We start from the raw sequence: 16,731 nt of genomic DNA, 5'->3' as shown, positions 1-16,731 counted from the left end.
GGGCCTACAGGCGGCCGACGATCTTGCGCGGGGAGATGCGGACGACGACGCGGGGGTCGTCGTCGGCGGAGTCCGGGTTGAACTCCGCGTACGGCTTGCCGGTGTACTTCACCGACAGCTCGTCGATCAGTTCCTGCCCGCCGTCCGTCGTCAGCGTCGCCTCGCCGCGGATCTCGGCGTAGGTGTACGGGTTGTCGAAGGGCTGGACGACCACGGTGACGCGCGGGTCGCGGCGGAGGTTCTTCTCCTTGCGGCGGCCGAGGGTGGTGGAGATCAGGACGTCGTCGCCGTCGCGCTTGACCCAGACCGGGGAGACCTGGGGGCTGCCGTCGGGCTGGATGGTGGCGATGTTGACGAACACGGGGCTGTCGAGCAGGTTCTTGAGCTCGGCGGAGAGTGCGGCGGTCATGCGTACGTCCTCCTGGGTGCTGCGCGGCGGTCCTTCGTCCAGTGCTGCTCCTACCCGGCAACCGCGCGCGTTCCCCGTTCCTTCCCGCCCCGGCCCGCCGGAAGAGTGAACGCCAGCGCCGCCCCGGCCAGCGGGACCGCCGCGAGCACAGTCCACCGCACGGGCGCGGGCGCGTCGAGCAGCGCGCCGGTCGCCGCGCTTCCCGCGAGGACGGCGATCCCGGAGACGGAGGACAGGGCCCCGGTGGCCAGCCCGAGCTGCCGGTCCTCGACCAGGTCGGGCACCAGGCCCCGGGCGGCGGGGACCAGCAGCATCTGGCCCAGGGTCAGCAGGACGACGAGCGCCGTGCCGGGCAGCAGACCTCCGGGGCCCGCCGGCGTGAGGGGTACGGCGGCGAACCCGGCGGCGACGATGACGAGGCCGGTGACCAGCGCGGTGCGCGGGGCGATCCGGTGGGCGGACCAGCGGGTCAGCGGCAACTGGGCGACGACGACGAGCAGCGAGGACAGCGCGAAGAGCCAGCCGAGCGCGGCCCCCGATCCGGTGGCCCGCTCCACCTCGACGGGCAGCGAGAGGTAGAGCTGGTTGTAGGCGACGAGGTAGCTGCTGTACGCGAGGCAGAGCAGCAGGAACGCCCGGTTGGTGAAGACCGCCCGCCACGGCGACCGGCCAGGTTGGGCCGTACGGGTGATGGCGTCCGGTGCCTGTGCGTCGTCCTGTTCTCGTTCGCGTACGGGGTCGGCTGCCCGGTTCCGTACGGGGTGGGCTGCCCGGTCCCGTACGGGGTCGGCGCGCGGCATCAGGCGGGCGTGCCCGGCCAGTACGCCGACGAAGACGGCGGCCCCGGCGAGGCAGGCGGCCCGGAAGCCGCCGCCGAGCAGCAGGAGCAGGGAGCCGAGCAGCGGCCCGATGAACGCCCCGGCCTGTCCGGCGGCGGAGAACAGGGCGAGGACGTGGGCGCGCGGGGCACCGGTGTCCCGTTCGTGCCGGACGGCCTCGCGGGCGGCCTCGGACTCGACGGCGGGGGAGAACAGCGCGGCGGCGAAGCCGATGAGGAGGACGGCAGCGATGACGGTGGCCGTGGATCCGGCGAACGCGAGCCAGCCGAATCCGGCGATGCGCAGGGCGCAGCCCGCCAGCACGACGGGGCGCGGGCCGTAGCGGTCGGTGAGGGCGCCGCCGACGACGAACAGGCCCTGCTGGCTGAAGGTGCGCAGCCCGAGGACGAGGCCGATGAGCCAGCCCGCCATGCCGAGGCCGCTGCCGAGGTGGGTGGCCAGGTAGGGCAGGACGGCGTAGAAGCCGGTGTTGAAGGCGAACTGGGTGGCGGTGAGGAGCCGGAGGTAGGGGGTGGGCGCGCTCGCGAGCCGGGGTCGGCGGCGCTTCTCCTTGGCGGGCGTGCCGGCGTGCGCGGGTGCGGGCCGGGTCACTTCAGGCCCGTGGGGGTGCGCCCGCTTACCGCGGCCGAGGTGAGGACGGCCAGGGCGCCGAGGGCGGCGAGCGCGGTGGCGGGGGCGAGGACGGCCCACGGGGCCCGTTCGGCGTACGGCATGTTCTCCGACAGCATCCGGCCCCACTCCGGTGCCGGGGCCTGCGTGCCGAGGCCGAGGAAGCCGAGGGAGGCGAGGGCGAGCGCGATGGCCGGGATGCGGAGCAGGGCGTGGCGCACCACCGGGGGCAGGACCCCGGGCAGGAGGTGGCGGCGCAGCAGGTGGGCCCGGTCCGCGCCGAGGGCTGCTGCGGCGGCGAGGTGCGGGGCCGCCTTCTCCTGGGCGTACAGGGCGGCGGTGTGGGCGGCGAGCGGGGCCCAGGCGACGGCGGCCACGGCCGCTGCGGCGCCCCAGGGGCCCGGCCCGGCGATGCCCGCGACGACGAGGACGGCGAGGACGGCGGGGAGCGCGTTCGCGGTCTCGGTGAGCGCCCCGGCGCGGGTGGCTCCGAGGAGCAGCCCGAGCATCAGGGTGACGGCTCCGACCGCGACGGCGGCCAGCGCGGTGCGGGCCGCGCCGTGGCCGAGGCGGGCGAGGACGTCGCGGCCGAGGTTGTCGGTGCCGAAGGGGTGCGCGGCGGAGGGGCCGGCGAGGCGGGCGGCCGTGTCGACGTGGAGGGGGTCGCGCAGGAGGCCCGCGATGGTGACGGCGATCAGGAGGCCGCCGAGGACGAGGGCGGCGAGGGCGAGCGCGCGGCGGCCGGGCAGCCGGGGCGGGGCGAGGGCGGGGAGCGCGCGGTCGGTGAGGGCGGGGCCGAGCAGCGCGCGGGCGGCGAGGCGGGAGAGCAGTCCTGCGGCGACTCCGAGGAGCAGCAGGACCAGGACGGTCGCCTGGAGGACGGGCAGGTCCTGGGCGAGGGCGGCGGCCAGGGCCGTACGACCGAGGCCGGGGATGGCGTACAGCGTCTCGACGGCGACCGCCCCGCCGGTCAGCCCGACGGCGACCAGGCCGAGCTGGGGCAGCAGGCCCGGCAGCGCACGGCGCAGGGCGTGCCGGGCGACGGTGCGGCCGGGCAGGCCGTTCGCGGCGGCGGCGCGGGCCCAGGGTTCGGCGAACGCGCCGGGCAGGGCGTCGTCCAGCAGCCGGCCGAGCAGCGCCCCGGCGGGGACGCCCATGGCGAGGGCGGGCAGCACGATCTGGTCGGGGGCGCCCCAGCCGAGCGCCGGGACCCACCCGAGGTGCACGGCGAACACGGTGGCCAGTACGGCGGCGAGCAGGAACTCCGGCAGCGCGGCGAGCACCGCCGCGCCCGCTCCGGCGCGCACGCGGACGATCCGGCGCGCGGCCCCGCGCCGCAGGGTGGCGGCGCTCAGCGCGAGGGCGAGGAGCACGGCGACGGCGAGCGAGGCGCCCATCAGGGTGAGGGAGTTGCCGAGGGCGGCGGTCACGTCGGGTCCGACGGGCTGCCCGGAGACCCAGGACTCCCCCGGGTCGCCCCGGAGCAGTCCGCCGAGCCAGCCGCCCAGGACGTGCCAGGGGCCGCCGTCGAGCCCGGTCTCGGCGCGGATCGCGGCGAGGGTCTCGGGTGTCGGGGCCCGGTCGGCGTACCGGGCGTGCAGGATCGTGCGGGCCGGGTCGGTCCGGGTCAGCCAGGGCAGCAGTCCGATCACCGCGACGACGGCGAGCAGCGCGCCGAGCCGTCCGGCGAGGTACTTCACGCGGTCACCCGATGCGGGTGTCGGCGGTGATGAGGGTGCGCTCCATCGGGTCGAGGGCGACGCCCTGGACGCGGGTGTCGTCGTAGCCCTGCACGAACCGTTCGTGGACGAGCGGGACGAGGGCGTCGGAGCCGAGGATCGCGGCCTCGGCGGTCATCTCGGCCCGGTGGCGGGCGTCGGTGTCGGCGAGGGCGGCGGCCTTGTCGACGGCGGCGTCGACGGGGTTCGCGCAGAGCTGGGTGATGTTGAAGCTGCCGTCGCAGGTGAAGTCGGAGGCGAGGTAGGAGACCGGGTCGGCGGTGTCCAGGAGGGTGTTGCGGGCCTGGATGAACGCGTCGTACTTCCCGGCGAGCGCGTCGGCCTCCAGCTGCGCGTAGTCGCGGACGACCTGCTTGACGGTGAAGCCGCGCTTCTCGAGCTGTTGCTGGACGACGGTGGCGGCCTCGGGCAGCTCGGGCCGGTTGGTGTAGGTGGCCAGCACGATCTCGGGCGTCTTGCTCACCTCGGCCGGGGCGGCGGCCTTCGCGCGGCCGGTGGGGGCGGTGCGCAGGTCGGCGGCCCACGGGACGCCGGGGCCGAGCAGCCCCTGGGCGGTGTCGGCGCGCCCCTCGTAGACGCCGTCGACCAGCGCCTCGGGGTCGATGGCCTCGCGGGCGGCGGCGCGCATCGACGGGTCGGCGAAGACGCCGCGTCCGGTGTTGAGGGAGAGGCCGTTGGTGCGGGCCGAGGGGAACTCGTGGACGAGGCCGTCGCCGAGCAGCGAGGCCTGGGAGATCGGTACGTACTCGGCGACGTCCACGTCCTTGGTCCGCAGGGCGTTGGCGCGGGCGGTGCCGTCGGCGACGAACTTCACGTCGACGCCGGGGGTCTTCGCCTTGCCGCCCCAGTAGGTGTCGTTGCGCTCCAGGGTGGCGCTGATCGCGCCGTTGACCTCGGCGAGGGTGAAGGGTCCGGTGGCGTGTCCGGCGGGGTTCACCTGGGAGCCGTCCTCGTACGCGGCGGCGGACAGGATGCTCAGGGAGGGGTTGGCCAGCCGCTGGGGCAGCAGGGGGTCGGCGTCCTTCGTGGTGATCCGTACGGTGTCCGCGCCCGCGCCCGCTGCCGTGGCGGTGAGTGTGGTGTCGGACAGCACCCGGGGCTTGGGGGACGCCTTCTGCGCGGCCGTCAGCGAGCGGACCACGGCGGCGGCGTCGAGCTTCGTCCCGTCCTGGAAGACGGCGTCCTCGCGGACCGTGAACTCCCAGGCCCTCTCGCCGTCGCGCTTCCAGGAGGCGGCGAGCGCGGGCTGGGCCTCCCCGTTCCGGTCGAGCCGGGTGAGCCCTTCGACGACGGCGAGCCGGCTCAGGGTGACGGCGTCGTCGCCGTACGGGGACATGGCCTGGGCGGGTGGGAAGGCCATGGCCACCTTCAGCCGCTGGTCCCCGCCGGAGCCGCCGGAATCCGCGGACGAGGTGCAGGCGGTGGCGACGGGCACGAGGAGCGTGGCGGCGGCCAGGGGCAGCGCGACGCGGCGGCGGGGAAGGCGGGGGCGGGAGGTGGGCATGGCGACGACCTTATATGAAAACGATTGTCATCTAATGGGCGGGTGCGGTCCGGCGGGAGCCGTCGGCGGCGACGGGGACGGCCCCGGGCATCGGCAGCTCGAAGTGGACGATCCCCTGCCCGCCCCCGGGCAGCGTCCGCTCGTCGCACACCTCGCGGGCCAGCGAACGCCAGAAGGGCTCGGCGCCCGGCACGGCGGGGTCGGTGTGCAGGTACAGCGCCTCGTAGCCCCCGGCCCGGGCGGCGAACTGCGCCAGCTCGCGCACCAGTCGCCGGGCCAGTCCGTGCCTGCGGTGCTCGGGGCGCACATAGATCCGGCAGAGCTGCGCGGTGGTCCCGGAGGGGAAGCGCTCGGCGACCCACGGCGGATTGGGCGGCGCCTGCGGCCCCCGGTCGCGCACGGCCCCGGTGGCGACGATCCCGCCGCGGTGCTCGACGACGAGCAGGGTGCAGCGCTCCGGGCGCAGATAGGCGGCCTGGGGATCGATGATGTCGGCGTGCCAGCGGGGTACGTAGCCGGACTTCAGGTCGCGGTAGACGGTGTCGAGCATCACGGCCCGCGCTCCGCCGAGGTCCTCGGCGGTGGCGGTGCGCAGGACGTATCCGGCGTCCCGGTGGCCGTCGTGGGCGGTCGGGTCGTCGGTCCGGTCTCCCGCCGTCGCCGCAGCCCTCGCCATCACCGTGGTCGCGCTGGTCACCGGTACCACTTCCGCCTCCTCCTGCACATTGCTCGCATCTTCAGCGTACGTGCAAGTGATGTGCAGGAGGAGGGGGGCCCGGGTGCCGCCCGGGCGTCAGGCGGTGCGGTAGACCAGGGCGGTCGCGATGCCGGCGATGCCCTCGCCGCGGCCGGTGAAGCCGAGCCCGTCGGAGGTGGCGGCGGAGAGCGAGACCGGGGCGCCCACGGCGTCGGACAGCACCTTCTGCGCCTCCTCGCGCCGCTTGCCGATCTTCGGGCGGGCGCCGACGACCTGGACGGCGACGTTCCCGATCTCGAAGCCCCCGGCGCGGACGATCCGGGCGGCCTCGGTGAGCAGCGTGACGCCCGCGGCCCCGGACCACTCGGGGCGGCCGGTGCCGAAGTGCTGCCCGAGGTCGCCGAGGCCGGCGGCGGAGAAGAGCGCGTTGCAGGCGGCGTGCGCGACGACGTCGGCGTCCGAGTGACCGGCCAGACCGGGCCCCTCGCCCTCCCACTTCAGGCCCGCGCACCACAGCTCGCGGCCCTCCTCGAAGGCGTGGATGTCGGTGCCGATGCCGACGAGCGGGATGACGGGGGCGGGGGCTCCCACCCCGGGGCTTCCCACCCCGGGGCTTCCCACCCCGGGGCTTTCCGCGCCGGGGCTTCCCGCGCCGGGGTTCTCAGAAACCATCGTTGGCCCTCCTGCGGGCGAGTACCGCCTCGGCCAGCACCAGATCGAGCGGCCGGGTCACCTTGAACGCCTCCTCGTGGCCGGGGACGACGACCACGGGCGCCCCGAGCCGTTCCACCATGCCCGCGTCGTCCGTGGCGCCCTCGCCGTCGACCGCGACCTCGGCGTGGGCCCGGACCAGCGTGGCCCGGTCGAAGCCCTGCGGCGTCTGCACCGCGCGGAGCCTGGCCCGTACGGGGGTGGCGAGCACCGGCTCCGGCTCCCCGGGCGTCGCGGCGGGCTCGACCTCCTTGACGGTGTCGGCGAGGGGCAGCGCGGGAACGACGGCGGGCGCTCCGTCCCGTACGGCCGAGGCGACGGCGTCGACCGTGTCGACCGGCACCAGCGGGCGGGCGGCGTCGTGGACCAGGACGACGGAGATGTCCTCGGGCAGCGCGTCGAGGCCCAGCCGGACGGACTCCTGGCGGGTCTCACCGCCCGGCACCACCAGATAGTCGGTGCGCTCGGGCAGCGCGTGCTCGTCGAGGAGGTGCTTCACCTCGGGCGCGCCGTCCGGTGGGGCGACGACCACGACGAGGGAGACGGCCCGGGACGCGGCCATGGCGCGAATGGCGTGGATCAGCATGGGCGTCCCGCCGAGCACCCGAAGGGCCTTGGGCGCGCCCGGTCCGAGCCGCACGCCCCGTCCGGCCGCGGGGATCACCGCGGCGGTACGGGGAGGGCGCGGCCGGTCGGTCGGGGGTGGCGTCGATGACATCGGTTGCACTCCGAAGGTCCGAGAAGGTCCGAAGGTTCGGCAGGTTTGTTTCCACGACCGACATGGGTAGGGGCCCAGCGAGCCGGGCGTGACGCCCCGGGCTCGCACCGGGCCCCTTCCGTGACACCCGGTCGAGCGCGGGTCGCGTCGGGTGCTCACGCAGCACGGAGGCCGTCCCTCACCGACGGCCGCCGCATACGCGGATCACACCGCGGGCACGGGGCTACCGGCAGTCGGGCACCGGGTGAGTCCGAACATGCCTCAGCGCCCGACGACACAGCGTGAAAACGGCTGGTCAGCGGGCACCGCGGCACATTCATACAACCGGTGCGCTCCGGCCGTACGAGCCGGAGTAATCCAGTTTTCAGGACGCGAGGACCTCGTCGAGCAGAGCCTCGGCCTTGTCCTCGTTCGTGTTCTCCGCGAGAGCGAGCTCGCTCACCAGGATCTGGCGGGCCTTGGCGAGCATGCGCTTCTCTCCGGCGGAGAGACCGCGCTCGCGCTCCCGACGCCACAGGTCACGCACTACTTCGGCGACCTTGATGACATCGCCGGAGGCGAGCTTTTCGAGATTTGCCTTGTAGCGCCGGGACCAGTTCGTCGGCTCTTCGGCATACGGTGCGCGCAGCACCTCGAAGACCCGGTCCAGCCCGTCCTGCCCGACCACGTCGCGCACGCCCACGAACTCCGCATTGTCCGCCGGCACACGAACCGTCAAGTCGCCCTGGGCGACCTTGAGCACCAAGTAGGTCTTGTCCACGCCTTTGATCTGGCGAGTTTCGATAGCCTCGATCAGCGCGGCCCCGTGATGGGGATAGACCACGGTGTCGCCAACCTTGAACGTCATGTGACAGGTACCCCTTCCGTGGCTATCCAGAGTAACACGAGAACCGCATCTCCTGAATGGCGTTTTCGCAGGTCAGGGCATATCTCGGGGCTTGACAACAGCAACACGAACGTGCTGCGGAAGGCTTCCGGAAGACGGTATTCGCAGGTCGGAGCCGCTGTGCGCCCGGAGCGAAACATCCGCGTCGCGCGACCCGGAAGCCCTACAGAAGAGGGCGAAAGTCCCGGTTTGTCGGGTTCGAGATGGCCATCATTCCGTACTCCGTTCGATGGTCGCTCACCCGTACGGACGTAACTGTCCGACCGCAATGAAATTGATCAAGCCACATGGCGCCCGGCCCCTTTCCGCCGCGAGCCGGGAATGGCGAAGAAACGACCACGACGCCACGACGAGGCCAGAAGAATTGATCACGCGGATTACGTGGACGGCACATGGCGTACCCGCCGGTAGAACACCTCGGGCCCCTTCGGAGGACGTACCGGCGAAGCCTCTCGGCCCCTCCCTCACCACCTCTTGCGGAACATCCCTCGCCATCCCCCGGGGAACGCCCCGCACCATCCCCGGCGCACGCCCCACACCATCCCCGGGCGAACATCCCTCACCATCCCCGGCGAACATCCGTCACCGCCCCCCGGGAAGAGCAGGAGCGCGTAGGGGCGGGTCGGGTGCAGGGCGGGCGCGGCGGCTCGGTAGCCTAAGGCCGCTGACACACCCTTAGGGCGGCTTTACACCACCGCTCGACACACCACCGCTCGACGACTGACGTCCGAAGTCCGCAGTCCGACTCGTTCAAGGAGTTGCCGCCGCCGTGAGCCGCAGCCTTCGACACGGCGCCCTCGCCGCCGCCGCCACCGTGATCTCGATCGTTTCGCTGTCCGCCTGCGCGGCGGGCAACAACGCCGAGACGCTCAAGGTCAGGCCGGACAACCCGGCCACCACGGTGGGCGACATCAAGATCCAGAACGTGAACGTGCTCACGCAGCCCGAGGGCGGCGCGGACGGCCCCGCTGTCGTCGCCGCGACGCTGTTCAACGAAGGCACCGAGCGCGAGGTGCTGGAGTCGGTCACGCTGCCCGGCAGCGACGTCGAGGTGAAGCTCCAGGCCGCCAAGGGCGACGGCCCCGTCGTGGTCCCGGCCGGCGGCCAGGTCACGCTCGGCGGCGAGGGCAACGCCGCCGCCGTGATCGAGAACAGCGGCGAGGCGGCGCGCAACGGCGACGTCCAGCAGGTCGTCTTCAAGCTCAGCAGGACCGGCGACGTCGGCCTCGGCGCCAGCGTCTTCCCGGCCGAGGGCTTCTTCAAGGACTTCGGCCCCAGCCCCAAGGCGGAGGAGCCCGCGCCGAAGCCGACCCCGTCGGGCAGCGCGTCCGGCGAGGCGTCCGGCGAGGCGGAGACCCCCGGCGCGACCGAGGGCGAGGCGCCCGGCGCACCGGCGAACGGCACGGGCACCGAGGGCGCCCAGGGCGAGACCGGCACGCAGGGCGAGACGGGCAGCACCCCGGGCACGGGCGACGCCGCCTCGGTACCCGCGGCCGACTGACGCGGGCCCCCGCCCCGTAACGCAGACGGGCGTACAGCCATGCCGAAGGGGCGCTTCCCAACCGGGAAGCGCCCCTTCGGCATGGCTGGGGCGGTGTCGCCCTCGGCGTCCTTCGGTTTACGGCTCGAACTTGTACCCCAGGCCCCGCACGGTGACGAGGTAGCGCGGGGCGCCCGGGTCGGGCTCGATCTTGGCGCGCAGGCGCTTCACGTGGACGTCGAGGGTCTTGGTGTCGCCGACGTAGTCCGCGCCCCAGACCCGGTCGATGAGCTGCATCCGGGTCAGCACCCGGCCCGCGTTGCGCAGGAGCATCTCCAGCAGGTCGAACTCCTTGAGCGGGAGGTCGACCTTGCCGCCGGAGACGGTGACCACGTGCCGGTCCACGTCCATCCGGACGGGCCCCGCCTCCAGGGCGGCCGGGGTGACCTCCTCCGGCTCCCCGCGGCGGCGCAGGACGGCCCGGATGCGGGCGACGAGCTCCCGGGAGGAGAACGGCTTGGTGACGTAGTCGTCGGCTCCTATTTCCAGCCCGACGACCTTGTCGATCTCGCTGTCCTTGGCGGTGACCATGATCACCGGAACGTTGGAGCGGCTGCGGAGCTGGCGGCACACCTCGGTGCCGGGCAGGCCGGGCAGCATCAGGTCGAGCAGGACCAGGTCGGCGCCGTTGCGCTCGAACTCGTCCAGCCCGTCGGGGCCGGTCGCCGCGATGGCGACCTCGAAACCTTCCTTGCGCAGCATGTAGGACAGGGCGTCGCTGAAGGATTCCTCATCCTCGACGACAAGCACTCGGGTCACGGAAGAGCCTCCGGGGCAGGGAAGGGGTCAAAGGTGTCGGTCTCGTACGGCCCCTCGTCGTCGCCGTTGACGATAAGCGGTCCGCCGGTGGTGCGCTCCCTCACGGCGCCCGATTCGGGCAGCCGGAGGGTGAAGGTGGAGCCCTGTCCCTCGGAGCTCCAGACGGTGACCTCCCCGCCGTGCGAGGCGGCCACGTGTTTGACGATGGCGAGGCCGAGACCGGTGCCACCGGTGGCCCGTGAGCGGGCCGGGTCGACGCGGTAGAACCGCTCGAAGACCCGTTCGCGGTCCTTCTCGGAGATGCCGATCCCCTGGTCGGTGACGGCTATCTCGATGAGGTCCCCGCCCGGTGAGGCCATGCGGCGTGCGGCGATGCCGACGCGGGTGTGGGCGGGGCTGTAGTTGACGGCGTTCTCGACGAGATTGCCGAGCGCGCCGACGAGCTGGCCGCGGTTGCCCCAGACCGTGAGGCCTTCGGCGCCCGCGGAGGCCATGGTGATCTGCTTGGAGCCGGCCTGCTGGCGGCAGCGGTCGATCGCCTCGGCGACCAGCGTCTCCACCTTGACCGGCTCGGCGTCCTCCAGCGGGTCGTCGTTCTGCACCCGGGAGAGGTCGATGAGCTCCTGGACGAGGTTGGTCAGCCGGGTCGCCTCGATCTGCATCCGCCCGGCGAACCGCTCCACCGCCTCCGGGTCGTCGGAGGCGTCCATGACCGCTTCGGAGAGCAGGGAGAGCGCTCCCGTCGGCGTCTTCAGCTCGTGGCTGACGTTGGCGACGAAGTCGCGCCGTACCGCTTCTATCCGGCGGGCCTCGGTGAGGTCCTCGACCAGCAGCAGGACCAGCCGCGAGCCCAGCGGGGCGACCCGGGCGGAGACCGCGAGGGTGTCCCCCCGGCCCGTGCCGCGCCGGGGCAGGTCCAGCTCGCCCTGGCGTATCTCTCCGTCCCGCCGGGTGTCCCTGGCCATGTTGAGCATGGGTTCGACGGCCAGCCGGCCGCCTCTGACCAGGCCCAGGGCGTACGCCGCCGAGCTGGCCTTCACCACGCCGTCGCTCTCATCGAGGACGACGGCGGAGGAGCTGAGAACGGAGAGGACTGTGTCCACCCCGGGGGGCAGGGCCGCGTTGTTGTCCGGCCGCAGCGACGTACGCGTGGGCCGTTTCAGGTCGCGTTCGCTCCAGCGGAACGCCAGCATGGCGATCACACCGGTCAACAGCCCGGCGATCGCTGCAGCTGCGGCGACCGCCGCGTTCACGTCCATGCTTCAAGGTTATGCGGGTGCGACGACTCCCTCCCAGCCGTCCGAGTGCCATCTCGAACACTCGTCGCCCAGAGTTCACCGAGGGGTAGGAGCCGGTTCACTTAGGGGGACGGATACGGACGCGTTACGGCCCCACCGTGTAACCGTGGGGGTCGGTCCGAGACCCCGGCCTCAGGAACTGGAGAGGGACTTCCCATGCGCGACGCTTACCACGAGGAACTCGATTCGATCGGAGAAGGCCTGGTCGAGATGGCCCGGCTGGTCGGTTCGGCGATCGGGCGGGCGACCACGTCCATGCTCGACGCCGACCTGGCGCTGGCGGAGACCGTGATCGCCGGCGACCAGAAGGTCGACGACCTCCAGCACGATCTGGAGGCCCGCGCCATCGCGCTCCTCGCCCGCCAGCAGCCGGTGGCGACCGACCTGCGGATCGTGGTCACCTCGCTGCGGATGAGCGCCGACCTGGAGCGCTCGGGCGACCTCGCCCAGCACGTGGCGAAGCTGGCGCGGCTGCGCTTTCCGCAGACCGTGGTCCCGCACGACCTGCACGCCACCATTCTGGAGATGGGCCAGCTCGCCCAGCGCCTGATGGCCAAGGCGGCCGAGGTCATCATCACCAAGGACGTCGATCTGGCACTCCAGCTGGAGCAGGACGACGACGAGATGGACCTGCTGCACCGCACGCTGTTCCAGCACCTGATGGACGACCGCTGGAAGCACGGCATCGAGACGGCCGTCGACGTGACGCTGCTGGGCCGCTACTACGAGCGCTTCGCCGACCACGCGGTGTCGGTCGCCAAGCGCGTCGTCTACCTGGTGACGGGCGAGCACGCGGACGAGATCCAGGCGGCGGCCCCGGTCGAGGGCGCGTAACGGCCGCTGCGTCGGTTCGCACAGCTCCGGCAGCTCGGGTACGCCCGCGGCGGCCACTGGCGTACCGGAGTATCCACGGCGCACGCGGGTCGCACTCATGTTCCTGCACGCGTGCGCCGTTGATGCGCCCGTGGGGATGGGCATGCAATGGGGCGGGGACGGACGACGCCATGGCCGTGAGCGGTGGGTCGGGCCGTGCGTTCCCGGCGGCGGCGCAGCGGCGTCCGCCGCCCAGCCGTATGCCCTGAGGAGGAACCATGGCCGATTCCCCCACGACCGGATCCCAGCAGGAGACCCCGACCGAAGTGGTGCGCCGACCCGTGCTCGGCGCCTGCGGCTGCGGGTCGGGCTGCGGGTGCGGCTGCCAGTCCGGTGCCCCGTGCCAGTGCGGCGGCTGCTCCGGCTGAGCCGCGCCGCGCCGCGTACGAACGCACGTGCCCGCCCGGCTTCTGTTCCGGGCGGGCACCGTGCGCGTCACCGGTCGCCCGGATCAGCCCGCCCGCTCCACCGCGGCGGCGGGCGCGGCCTCCGGCTCGGCCAGGTCCGGCCGGGCCTCGGCCGGTACGGGCGCGGGTTCGGGCAGGGCGTCCGCCACCGCGTGCTCCTCGCGCGGCAGGTTGCGCATCAGCAGCCAGTAGCCGAGGCCGGCGACCGTGCCGATCACGGCGCAGGCGGCCCAGAGCCAGGCGGCGCCGTAGTTGTCGATCACGAAGCCGGACATCAGCGGTGCGACGAGCGCGGCCACCGACCAGGACATCGTGTACATGCCCTGGTAGCGGCCCCGGCCCTTGGCGGGCGACAACTGCACGACCAGGCCCGTCTGGGTGGGCGCGTTCACGATTTCGGCCAGGGTCCAGACGCACACCGTCAGGGCGTACGCGGCGACCGACCCGGCGAAGGCCGTCAGCCCGAAGCCGTACCCGGCGAGCACCGAGGAGATGATCAGCAGCCTGCGCGGGTCGCGGTGCTGGATGAACCGGGTGACGGGGATCTGGAGCACGACGATCAGCACGCCGTTGACGAAGATGGCGGTACCGAAGTCGGAGCTGGACAGCCCGTCCTGCACCATGGCCACCGGCAGTCCCACGTACCCCTGCTGGAAGATCAGCGACACCAGGAACGACAGCCCCACTACCCCCATGTAGCGCCCGTCGCGCAGGACGGTGGTCAGCCGCACCTCGTCCTTGGGCCGTTTGCCGCCGACGGTCTTCACGGCCGCTTCCTCGGGCCGCGACTCCGGCACCTTCATGAAGACGAGCACGGCGCACACGAGCGTCATCAGGGCCTCGCCGATGAAGCAGGCGAGGTAGCTGTACTCGGCGATGAAGCCGGCGCCGGCGGAGGAGATCGCGAAGCCGAGGTTGACGGCCCAGTAGTTGAGCGAGAAGGCCCGTACCCGGTCCTTCGGGGGCACGATGTCCGCCATCATCGCCTGGACGGCGGGGCGCGAGGCGTTGCTCGCCATGCCGACGAAGAACGCCACGGCGCCGATGGCGAACGGGTGCACCATGAAGCCGAGCACCAGAACGGACACCGCGGTCGAGAGCTGGGCGATCAGCATGGTGGGCCGCCGCCCGAGCCGGTCGGTCATCACGCCGGCGCCGAGCGACGAGACGACCCCGCCGAGCCCGTGGAGGGCGGCGACGAGCCCGGCGTACGAGGCGGAGTAGCCCCGGTCCAGGGTCAGGTACAGGGCCATGAAGGTCGCGACGAACGCCCCGAGGCGGTTGACCAGGGTGCTGGTCCACAGCCACCAGAACTCGCGGGGCAGCCCGGAGACGGTCTCGCGGGCGGCTCTGCGCAGACCGGCGACGGACATAAGGATTCCCCCCACGGGACGTACGGAACGAGGCCTCGGGTAACACCCCCGACGACGACCGAGACATTACGAAGCCCGGCTCCCCACCCGCCACTGGATTGACGGCCCCCGTCAATCGTCCGCCCGGTGAGCGCTCCCGGCCGGGGCCCTGTCCGCGTTACGGGCGGGCGCGCGGAGCCCGCACGGGTTCGATTACGCTCGGACTCATGGCCGACGCACCGTACAAGCTGATCCTCCTCCGCCACGGCGAGAGCGAATGGAACGCGAAGAACCTGTTCACCGGTTGGGTGGACGTCAACCTCACCGAAAAGGGCGAGAAGGAAGCAGTCCGCGGCGGTGAGCTGCTCAAGGACGCCGGTCTGCTCCCCGACGTCCTGCACACCTCCCTCCAGCGCCGCGCGATCCGGACCGCCCAGCTGGCCCTGGAGTCCGCCGACCGCCTCTGGATCCCGGTCCGCCGCTCCTGGCGCCTGAACGAGCGCCACTACGGCGCGCTCCAGGGCAAGGACAAGGCGCAGACGCTCGCCGAGTTCGGCGAGGAGCAGTTCATGCTGTGGCGCCGCTCGTACGACACCCCGCCGCCGCCGCTGGCCCGTGACGCCGAGTACTCCCAGTTCGACGACCCGCGTTACGCGACGCTCCCGCCGGAGCTGCGCCCGGACACGGAGTGCCTGAAGGACGTCGTCGTCCGCATGCTCCCGTACTGGTTCGACAGCATCGTCCCGGACCTCCTCACGGGCCGCACGGTCCTGGTCGCCGCCCACGGCAACAGCCTGCGCGGTCTGGTGAAGCACCTGGACGGCATCTCGGACGAGGAGATCTCGGGCCTCAACATCCCGACCGGCATCCCGCTCTCCTACGAGCTGGACGCCGACTTCAAGCCGCTGAAGCCGGGCGGCACGTACCTGGACCCGGACGCGGCGAAGGCCGCCATCGAGGCCGTGAAGAACCAGGGCAAGAAGAAGTAGGTTCGCTGATCATGCCCCCGAACTGCGCATACAGCGCGGGGCGGGGGCATTTTCACGGCCTGGGCCCACTGTGGGACCTCAACGCGGCGAATCCTCCGGCGGCCGGAGTGCCTCCCCGAGTGCCTTCCGGGCCCGGTCCCGGCTGCTCGGCATGAGGTGTGCGTACACCTTCAGCGTCAGTCCGGGGTCGGAGTGCCCGAGGTATTCGCTGACGGCCTTGATGCTCTCCCTCGCGTCCAGCAGAACGGACGCGTAGAAGTGCCTCAGCGCGTGCATGCCGTGCTCCCGGGCAGCCGTGTGCTCCCGACTCTTGGCCTTCGGGATGACACCGACGGACGCCAGGGCGGGCTTCCAGTGGTCCTCATTGAGTGAGGTGCGCCAGACGTGCCCACCGTTGGGCCCGGTGAAGGACAGACGCTTGGTCACCGGCCAGCCGTTCGCGCGCATCCACGGCAGCGTGATCTCAACGGGCGGGAATCGCTTGATGTGCTCCTTGAGGGCTTCGGCTACGGGATCGGGAAGCGGGACGTCGCGGAGCTTGCCGCCCTTCGGCGGTGCGAACACGGGCTTGCTCAGACTGAGTTTGAGCTGCTGGACCACGTGCAGGATGCCGCTTTCGAGATCCAGCTCATCCACGGACAGTCCGAGGATCTCGCCCTGTCGGAGGCCGCATCCGGCGCCCATGTCGACCATGGGCCGGAAGCGCTCGACCATGGCACCCCGCATGGCGAAGACGCGGTCCGGCTGCCACGGGACAACCCGGCGCTTCCCCATTTCCGGAAGTGTCACCGTGCGCGAATGGCACGGGTTGCGGCGAGGGTAGCCGTCTTCGACGGCGGCGGAGAGGATGGCGCGGACGTTGGAGAAGATCACACGGGCGTAAGCACCGGACATGCCGGCCTCTTCGAGCTGCGTCACGAACTCCCGCATGTGGCTGGGCTGGAAGGATCCCAAGGGCCGGGCCCCAATGCGCGGGAAGGCGTGCAACGTGAGCTGAGACTGCATCGATGCCCGGGTGTTCGGATCCCTGCTCTGGCCCGCAAGACACCCTTCGGCAAACTCCTGGAACGACTTCCGGGACGCGTTTGGGTCGATGTAGTCGCCGCGGGCCACCGTGACCTTGCTCAGCCACTGCTCGGCGAGCCGCTTCTGCCCGTCGGGGAAGGACTTTCCCTTGCGCTTTCCGTCGGGCGCGAAGTAGCGGGCCCGGTAGCGCAGGCCGGACCCGTAGCGCTCGGTCTTAACGCGGACGGTCTTGCGGTCGGCGTTGGTCTCGGTCTTGAACCAGCGGTCTTGGATGCTGCCTGCCATCGGAGGCGAGTCCCGTCCTCGTTCAGATCTTCGCGCTGTCGCTCGTACGAGATCACGTGCCTGTCGCCAGGGAGCACAGTCACTGCGACT

General features: G+C 72.3%; 16 protein-coding genes. 4 read left to right on the top strand and 12 right to left on the bottom strand.

Annotated features, from left to right (window positions below):
- Positions 1-4 precede the first annotated feature (4 nt).
- The 8 genes from N7925_RS19715 to N7925_RS19680 form a co-directional block, all read right to left on the bottom strand.
- Positions 5-409, bottom strand: a complete 405-nt coding sequence (locus N7925_RS19715) for a PPOX class F420-dependent oxidoreductase (protein WP_265600851.1) — start codon at positions 407-409, stop codon at positions 5-7.
- Between the two features lie 50 nt (positions 410-459).
- Complete coding sequence (locus tag N7925_RS19710; RefSeq protein ID WP_274344638.1) at positions 460-1,839, bottom strand: MDR family MFS transporter; 1,380 nt, start codon at positions 1,837-1,839, stop codon at positions 460-462.
- Complete coding sequence (locus N7925_RS19705) at positions 1,836-3,557, bottom strand: ABC transporter permease subunit (RefSeq protein ID WP_274344637.1); 1,722 nt, start codon at positions 3,555-3,557, stop codon at positions 1,836-1,838. The genes N7925_RS19710 and N7925_RS19705 overlap by 4 nt, the downstream gene beginning before the upstream one ends.
- A gap of 4 nt (positions 3,558-3,561) precedes the next feature.
- A complete protein-coding gene (locus N7925_RS19700; protein ID WP_274344636.1) occupies positions 3,562-5,100 on the bottom strand; it encodes an ABC transporter substrate-binding protein in 1,539 nt (512 codons plus the stop codon).
- A 31-nt stretch (positions 5,101-5,131) separates the two neighbouring features.
- Complete coding sequence (locus N7925_RS19695; protein WP_416222992.1) at positions 5,132-5,776, bottom strand: GNAT family N-acetyltransferase; 645 nt, start codon at positions 5,774-5,776, stop codon at positions 5,132-5,134.
- 117 nt (positions 5,777-5,893) lie between these two features.
- The gene (gene ispF, locus N7925_RS19690; RefSeq protein WP_274344635.1) at positions 5,894-6,469 is read right to left on the bottom strand and encodes a 2-C-methyl-D-erythritol 2,4-cyclodiphosphate synthase; all 576 of its coding nucleotides are present in this window, start codon (positions 6,467-6,469) and stop codon (positions 5,894-5,896) included.
- Positions 6,459-7,226 carry a 2-C-methyl-D-erythritol 4-phosphate cytidylyltransferase gene (gene ispD, locus N7925_RS19685; RefSeq protein WP_274344634.1) on the bottom strand — a complete coding sequence of 256 codons (768 nt, stop codon included), beginning with the start codon at positions 7,224-7,226 and terminating at the stop codon, positions 6,459-6,461. Before ispD ends, ispF begins: the two co-directional genes overlap by 11 nt.
- 364 nt (positions 7,227-7,590) lie before the next feature.
- Positions 7,591-8,073: a CarD family transcriptional regulator gene (locus tag N7925_RS19680; protein ID WP_003953493.1), complete on the bottom strand. Its 483-nt coding sequence runs from the start codon at positions 8,071-8,073 to the stop codon at positions 7,591-7,593.
- Positions 8,074-8,881: 808 nt separating this feature from the next.
- On the opposite strand from N7925_RS19680, the gene N7925_RS19675 reads away from it, so the two are divergent.
- The gene (locus N7925_RS19675; RefSeq protein WP_274344633.1) at positions 8,882-9,613 is read left to right on the top strand and encodes a DUF461 domain-containing protein; all 732 of its coding nucleotides are present in this window, start codon (positions 8,882-8,884) and stop codon (positions 9,611-9,613) included.
- A 117-nt stretch (positions 9,614-9,730) separates the two neighbouring features.
- Here N7925_RS19675 and N7925_RS19670 read toward each other — a convergent pair whose 3' ends face one another.
- Both N7925_RS19670 and N7925_RS19665 read right to left on the bottom strand, forming a co-directional pair.
- Positions 9,731-10,411: a response regulator transcription factor gene (locus N7925_RS19670; protein ID WP_003968183.1), complete on the bottom strand. Its 681-nt coding sequence runs from the start codon at positions 10,409-10,411 to the stop codon at positions 9,731-9,733.
- Positions 10,408-11,670 carry a sensor histidine kinase gene (locus tag N7925_RS19665; RefSeq protein ID WP_265600843.1) on the bottom strand — a complete coding sequence of 421 codons (1,263 nt, stop codon included), beginning with the start codon at positions 11,668-11,670 and terminating at the stop codon, positions 10,408-10,410. The genes N7925_RS19670 and N7925_RS19665 overlap by 4 nt, the downstream gene beginning before the upstream one ends.
- Before the next feature lie 195 nt (positions 11,671-11,865).
- Between N7925_RS19665 and phoU the strand changes: the two genes are divergently transcribed.
- Entirely contained in the window at positions 11,866-12,543 is a 678-nt protein-coding gene (gene phoU, locus N7925_RS19660) for a phosphate signaling complex protein PhoU (RefSeq protein WP_265600842.1), read from the top strand.
- A gap of 257 nt (positions 12,544-12,800) precedes the next feature.
- A complete protein-coding gene (locus N7925_RS19655) occupies positions 12,801-12,950 on the top strand; it encodes a hypothetical protein (protein WP_274344632.1) in 150 nt (49 codons plus the stop codon).
- Between the two features lie 83 nt (positions 12,951-13,033).
- Here the strand turns inward: N7925_RS19655 and N7925_RS19650 are convergent, their stop codons facing one another.
- Positions 13,034-14,362, bottom strand: a complete 1,329-nt coding sequence (locus N7925_RS19650) for an MDR family MFS transporter (protein ID WP_265603935.1) — start codon at positions 14,360-14,362, stop codon at positions 13,034-13,036.
- A gap of 206 nt (positions 14,363-14,568) precedes the next feature.
- Here N7925_RS19650 and N7925_RS19645 point away from each other — a divergent pair, with 206 nt between their 5' ends.
- Positions 14,569-15,330: a phosphoglyceromutase gene (locus N7925_RS19645; protein ID WP_050356805.1), complete on the top strand. Its 762-nt coding sequence runs from the start codon at positions 14,569-14,571 to the stop codon at positions 15,328-15,330.
- A 78-nt stretch (positions 15,331-15,408) separates the two neighbouring features.
- Here the strand turns inward: N7925_RS19645 and N7925_RS19640 are convergent, their stop codons facing one another.
- Positions 15,409-16,641 carry a tyrosine-type recombinase/integrase gene (locus N7925_RS19640; RefSeq protein ID WP_274344631.1) on the bottom strand — a complete coding sequence of 411 codons (1,233 nt, stop codon included), beginning with the start codon at positions 16,639-16,641 and terminating at the stop codon, positions 15,409-15,411.
- Positions 16,642-16,731: the final 90 nt, after the last annotated feature.

It is taken from the genome of Streptomyces sp. CA-278952 (assembly GCF_028747205.1).
In the GTDB taxonomy this organism is placed as follows: domain Bacteria; phylum Actinomycetota; class Actinomycetes; order Streptomycetales; family Streptomycetaceae; genus Streptomyces.
This window is presented reverse-complemented; position numbering and strand designations above follow the sequence as displayed.

What these genes read in the sequence shown, in the direction of transcription:
- N7925_RS19715 (WP_265600851.1), bottom strand. Translation starts at nt 409, where the DNA reads ATGACCGCCGCACTCTCCGCCGAGCTCAAGAACCTGCTCGACAGCCCC.
- N7925_RS19700 (WP_274344636.1), bottom strand. Translation starts at nt 5,100, where the DNA reads ATGCCCACCTCCCGCCCCCGCCTTCCCCGCCGCCGCGTCGCGCTGCCC.
- N7925_RS19695 (WP_416222992.1), bottom strand. Translation starts at nt 5,776, where the DNA reads ATGGCGAGGGCTGCGGCGACGGCGGGAGACCGGACCGACGACCCGACC.
- ispF (WP_274344635.1), bottom strand. Translation starts at nt 6,469, where the DNA reads ATGGTTTCTGAGAACCCCGGCGCGGGAAGCCCCGGCGCGGAAAGCCCC.
- ispD (WP_274344634.1), bottom strand. Translation starts at nt 7,226, where the DNA reads ATGTCATCGACGCCACCCCCGACCGACCGGCCGCGCCCTCCCCGTACC.
- N7925_RS19680 (WP_003953493.1), bottom strand. Translation starts at nt 8,073, where the DNA reads ATGACGTTCAAGGTTGGCGACACCGTGGTCTATCCCCATCACGGGGCC.
- N7925_RS19665 (WP_265600843.1), bottom strand. Translation starts at nt 11,670, where the DNA reads ATGGACGTGAACGCGGCGGTCGCCGCAGCTGCAGCGATCGCCGGGCTG.
- phoU (WP_265600842.1), top strand. Translation starts at nt 11,866, where the DNA reads ATGCGCGACGCTTACCACGAGGAACTCGATTCGATCGGAGAAGGCCTG.
- N7925_RS19655 (WP_274344632.1), top strand. Translation starts at nt 12,801, where the DNA reads ATGGCCGATTCCCCCACGACCGGATCCCAGCAGGAGACCCCGACCGAA.
- N7925_RS19650 (WP_265603935.1), bottom strand. Translation starts at nt 14,362, where the DNA reads ATGTCCGTCGCCGGTCTGCGCAGAGCCGCCCGCGAGACCGTCTCCGGG.
- N7925_RS19645 (WP_050356805.1), top strand. Translation starts at nt 14,569, where the DNA reads ATGGCCGACGCACCGTACAAGCTGATCCTCCTCCGCCACGGCGAGAGC.
- N7925_RS19640 (WP_274344631.1), bottom strand. Translation starts at nt 16,641, where the DNA reads ATGGCAGGCAGCATCCAAGACCGCTGGTTCAAGACCGAGACCAACGCC.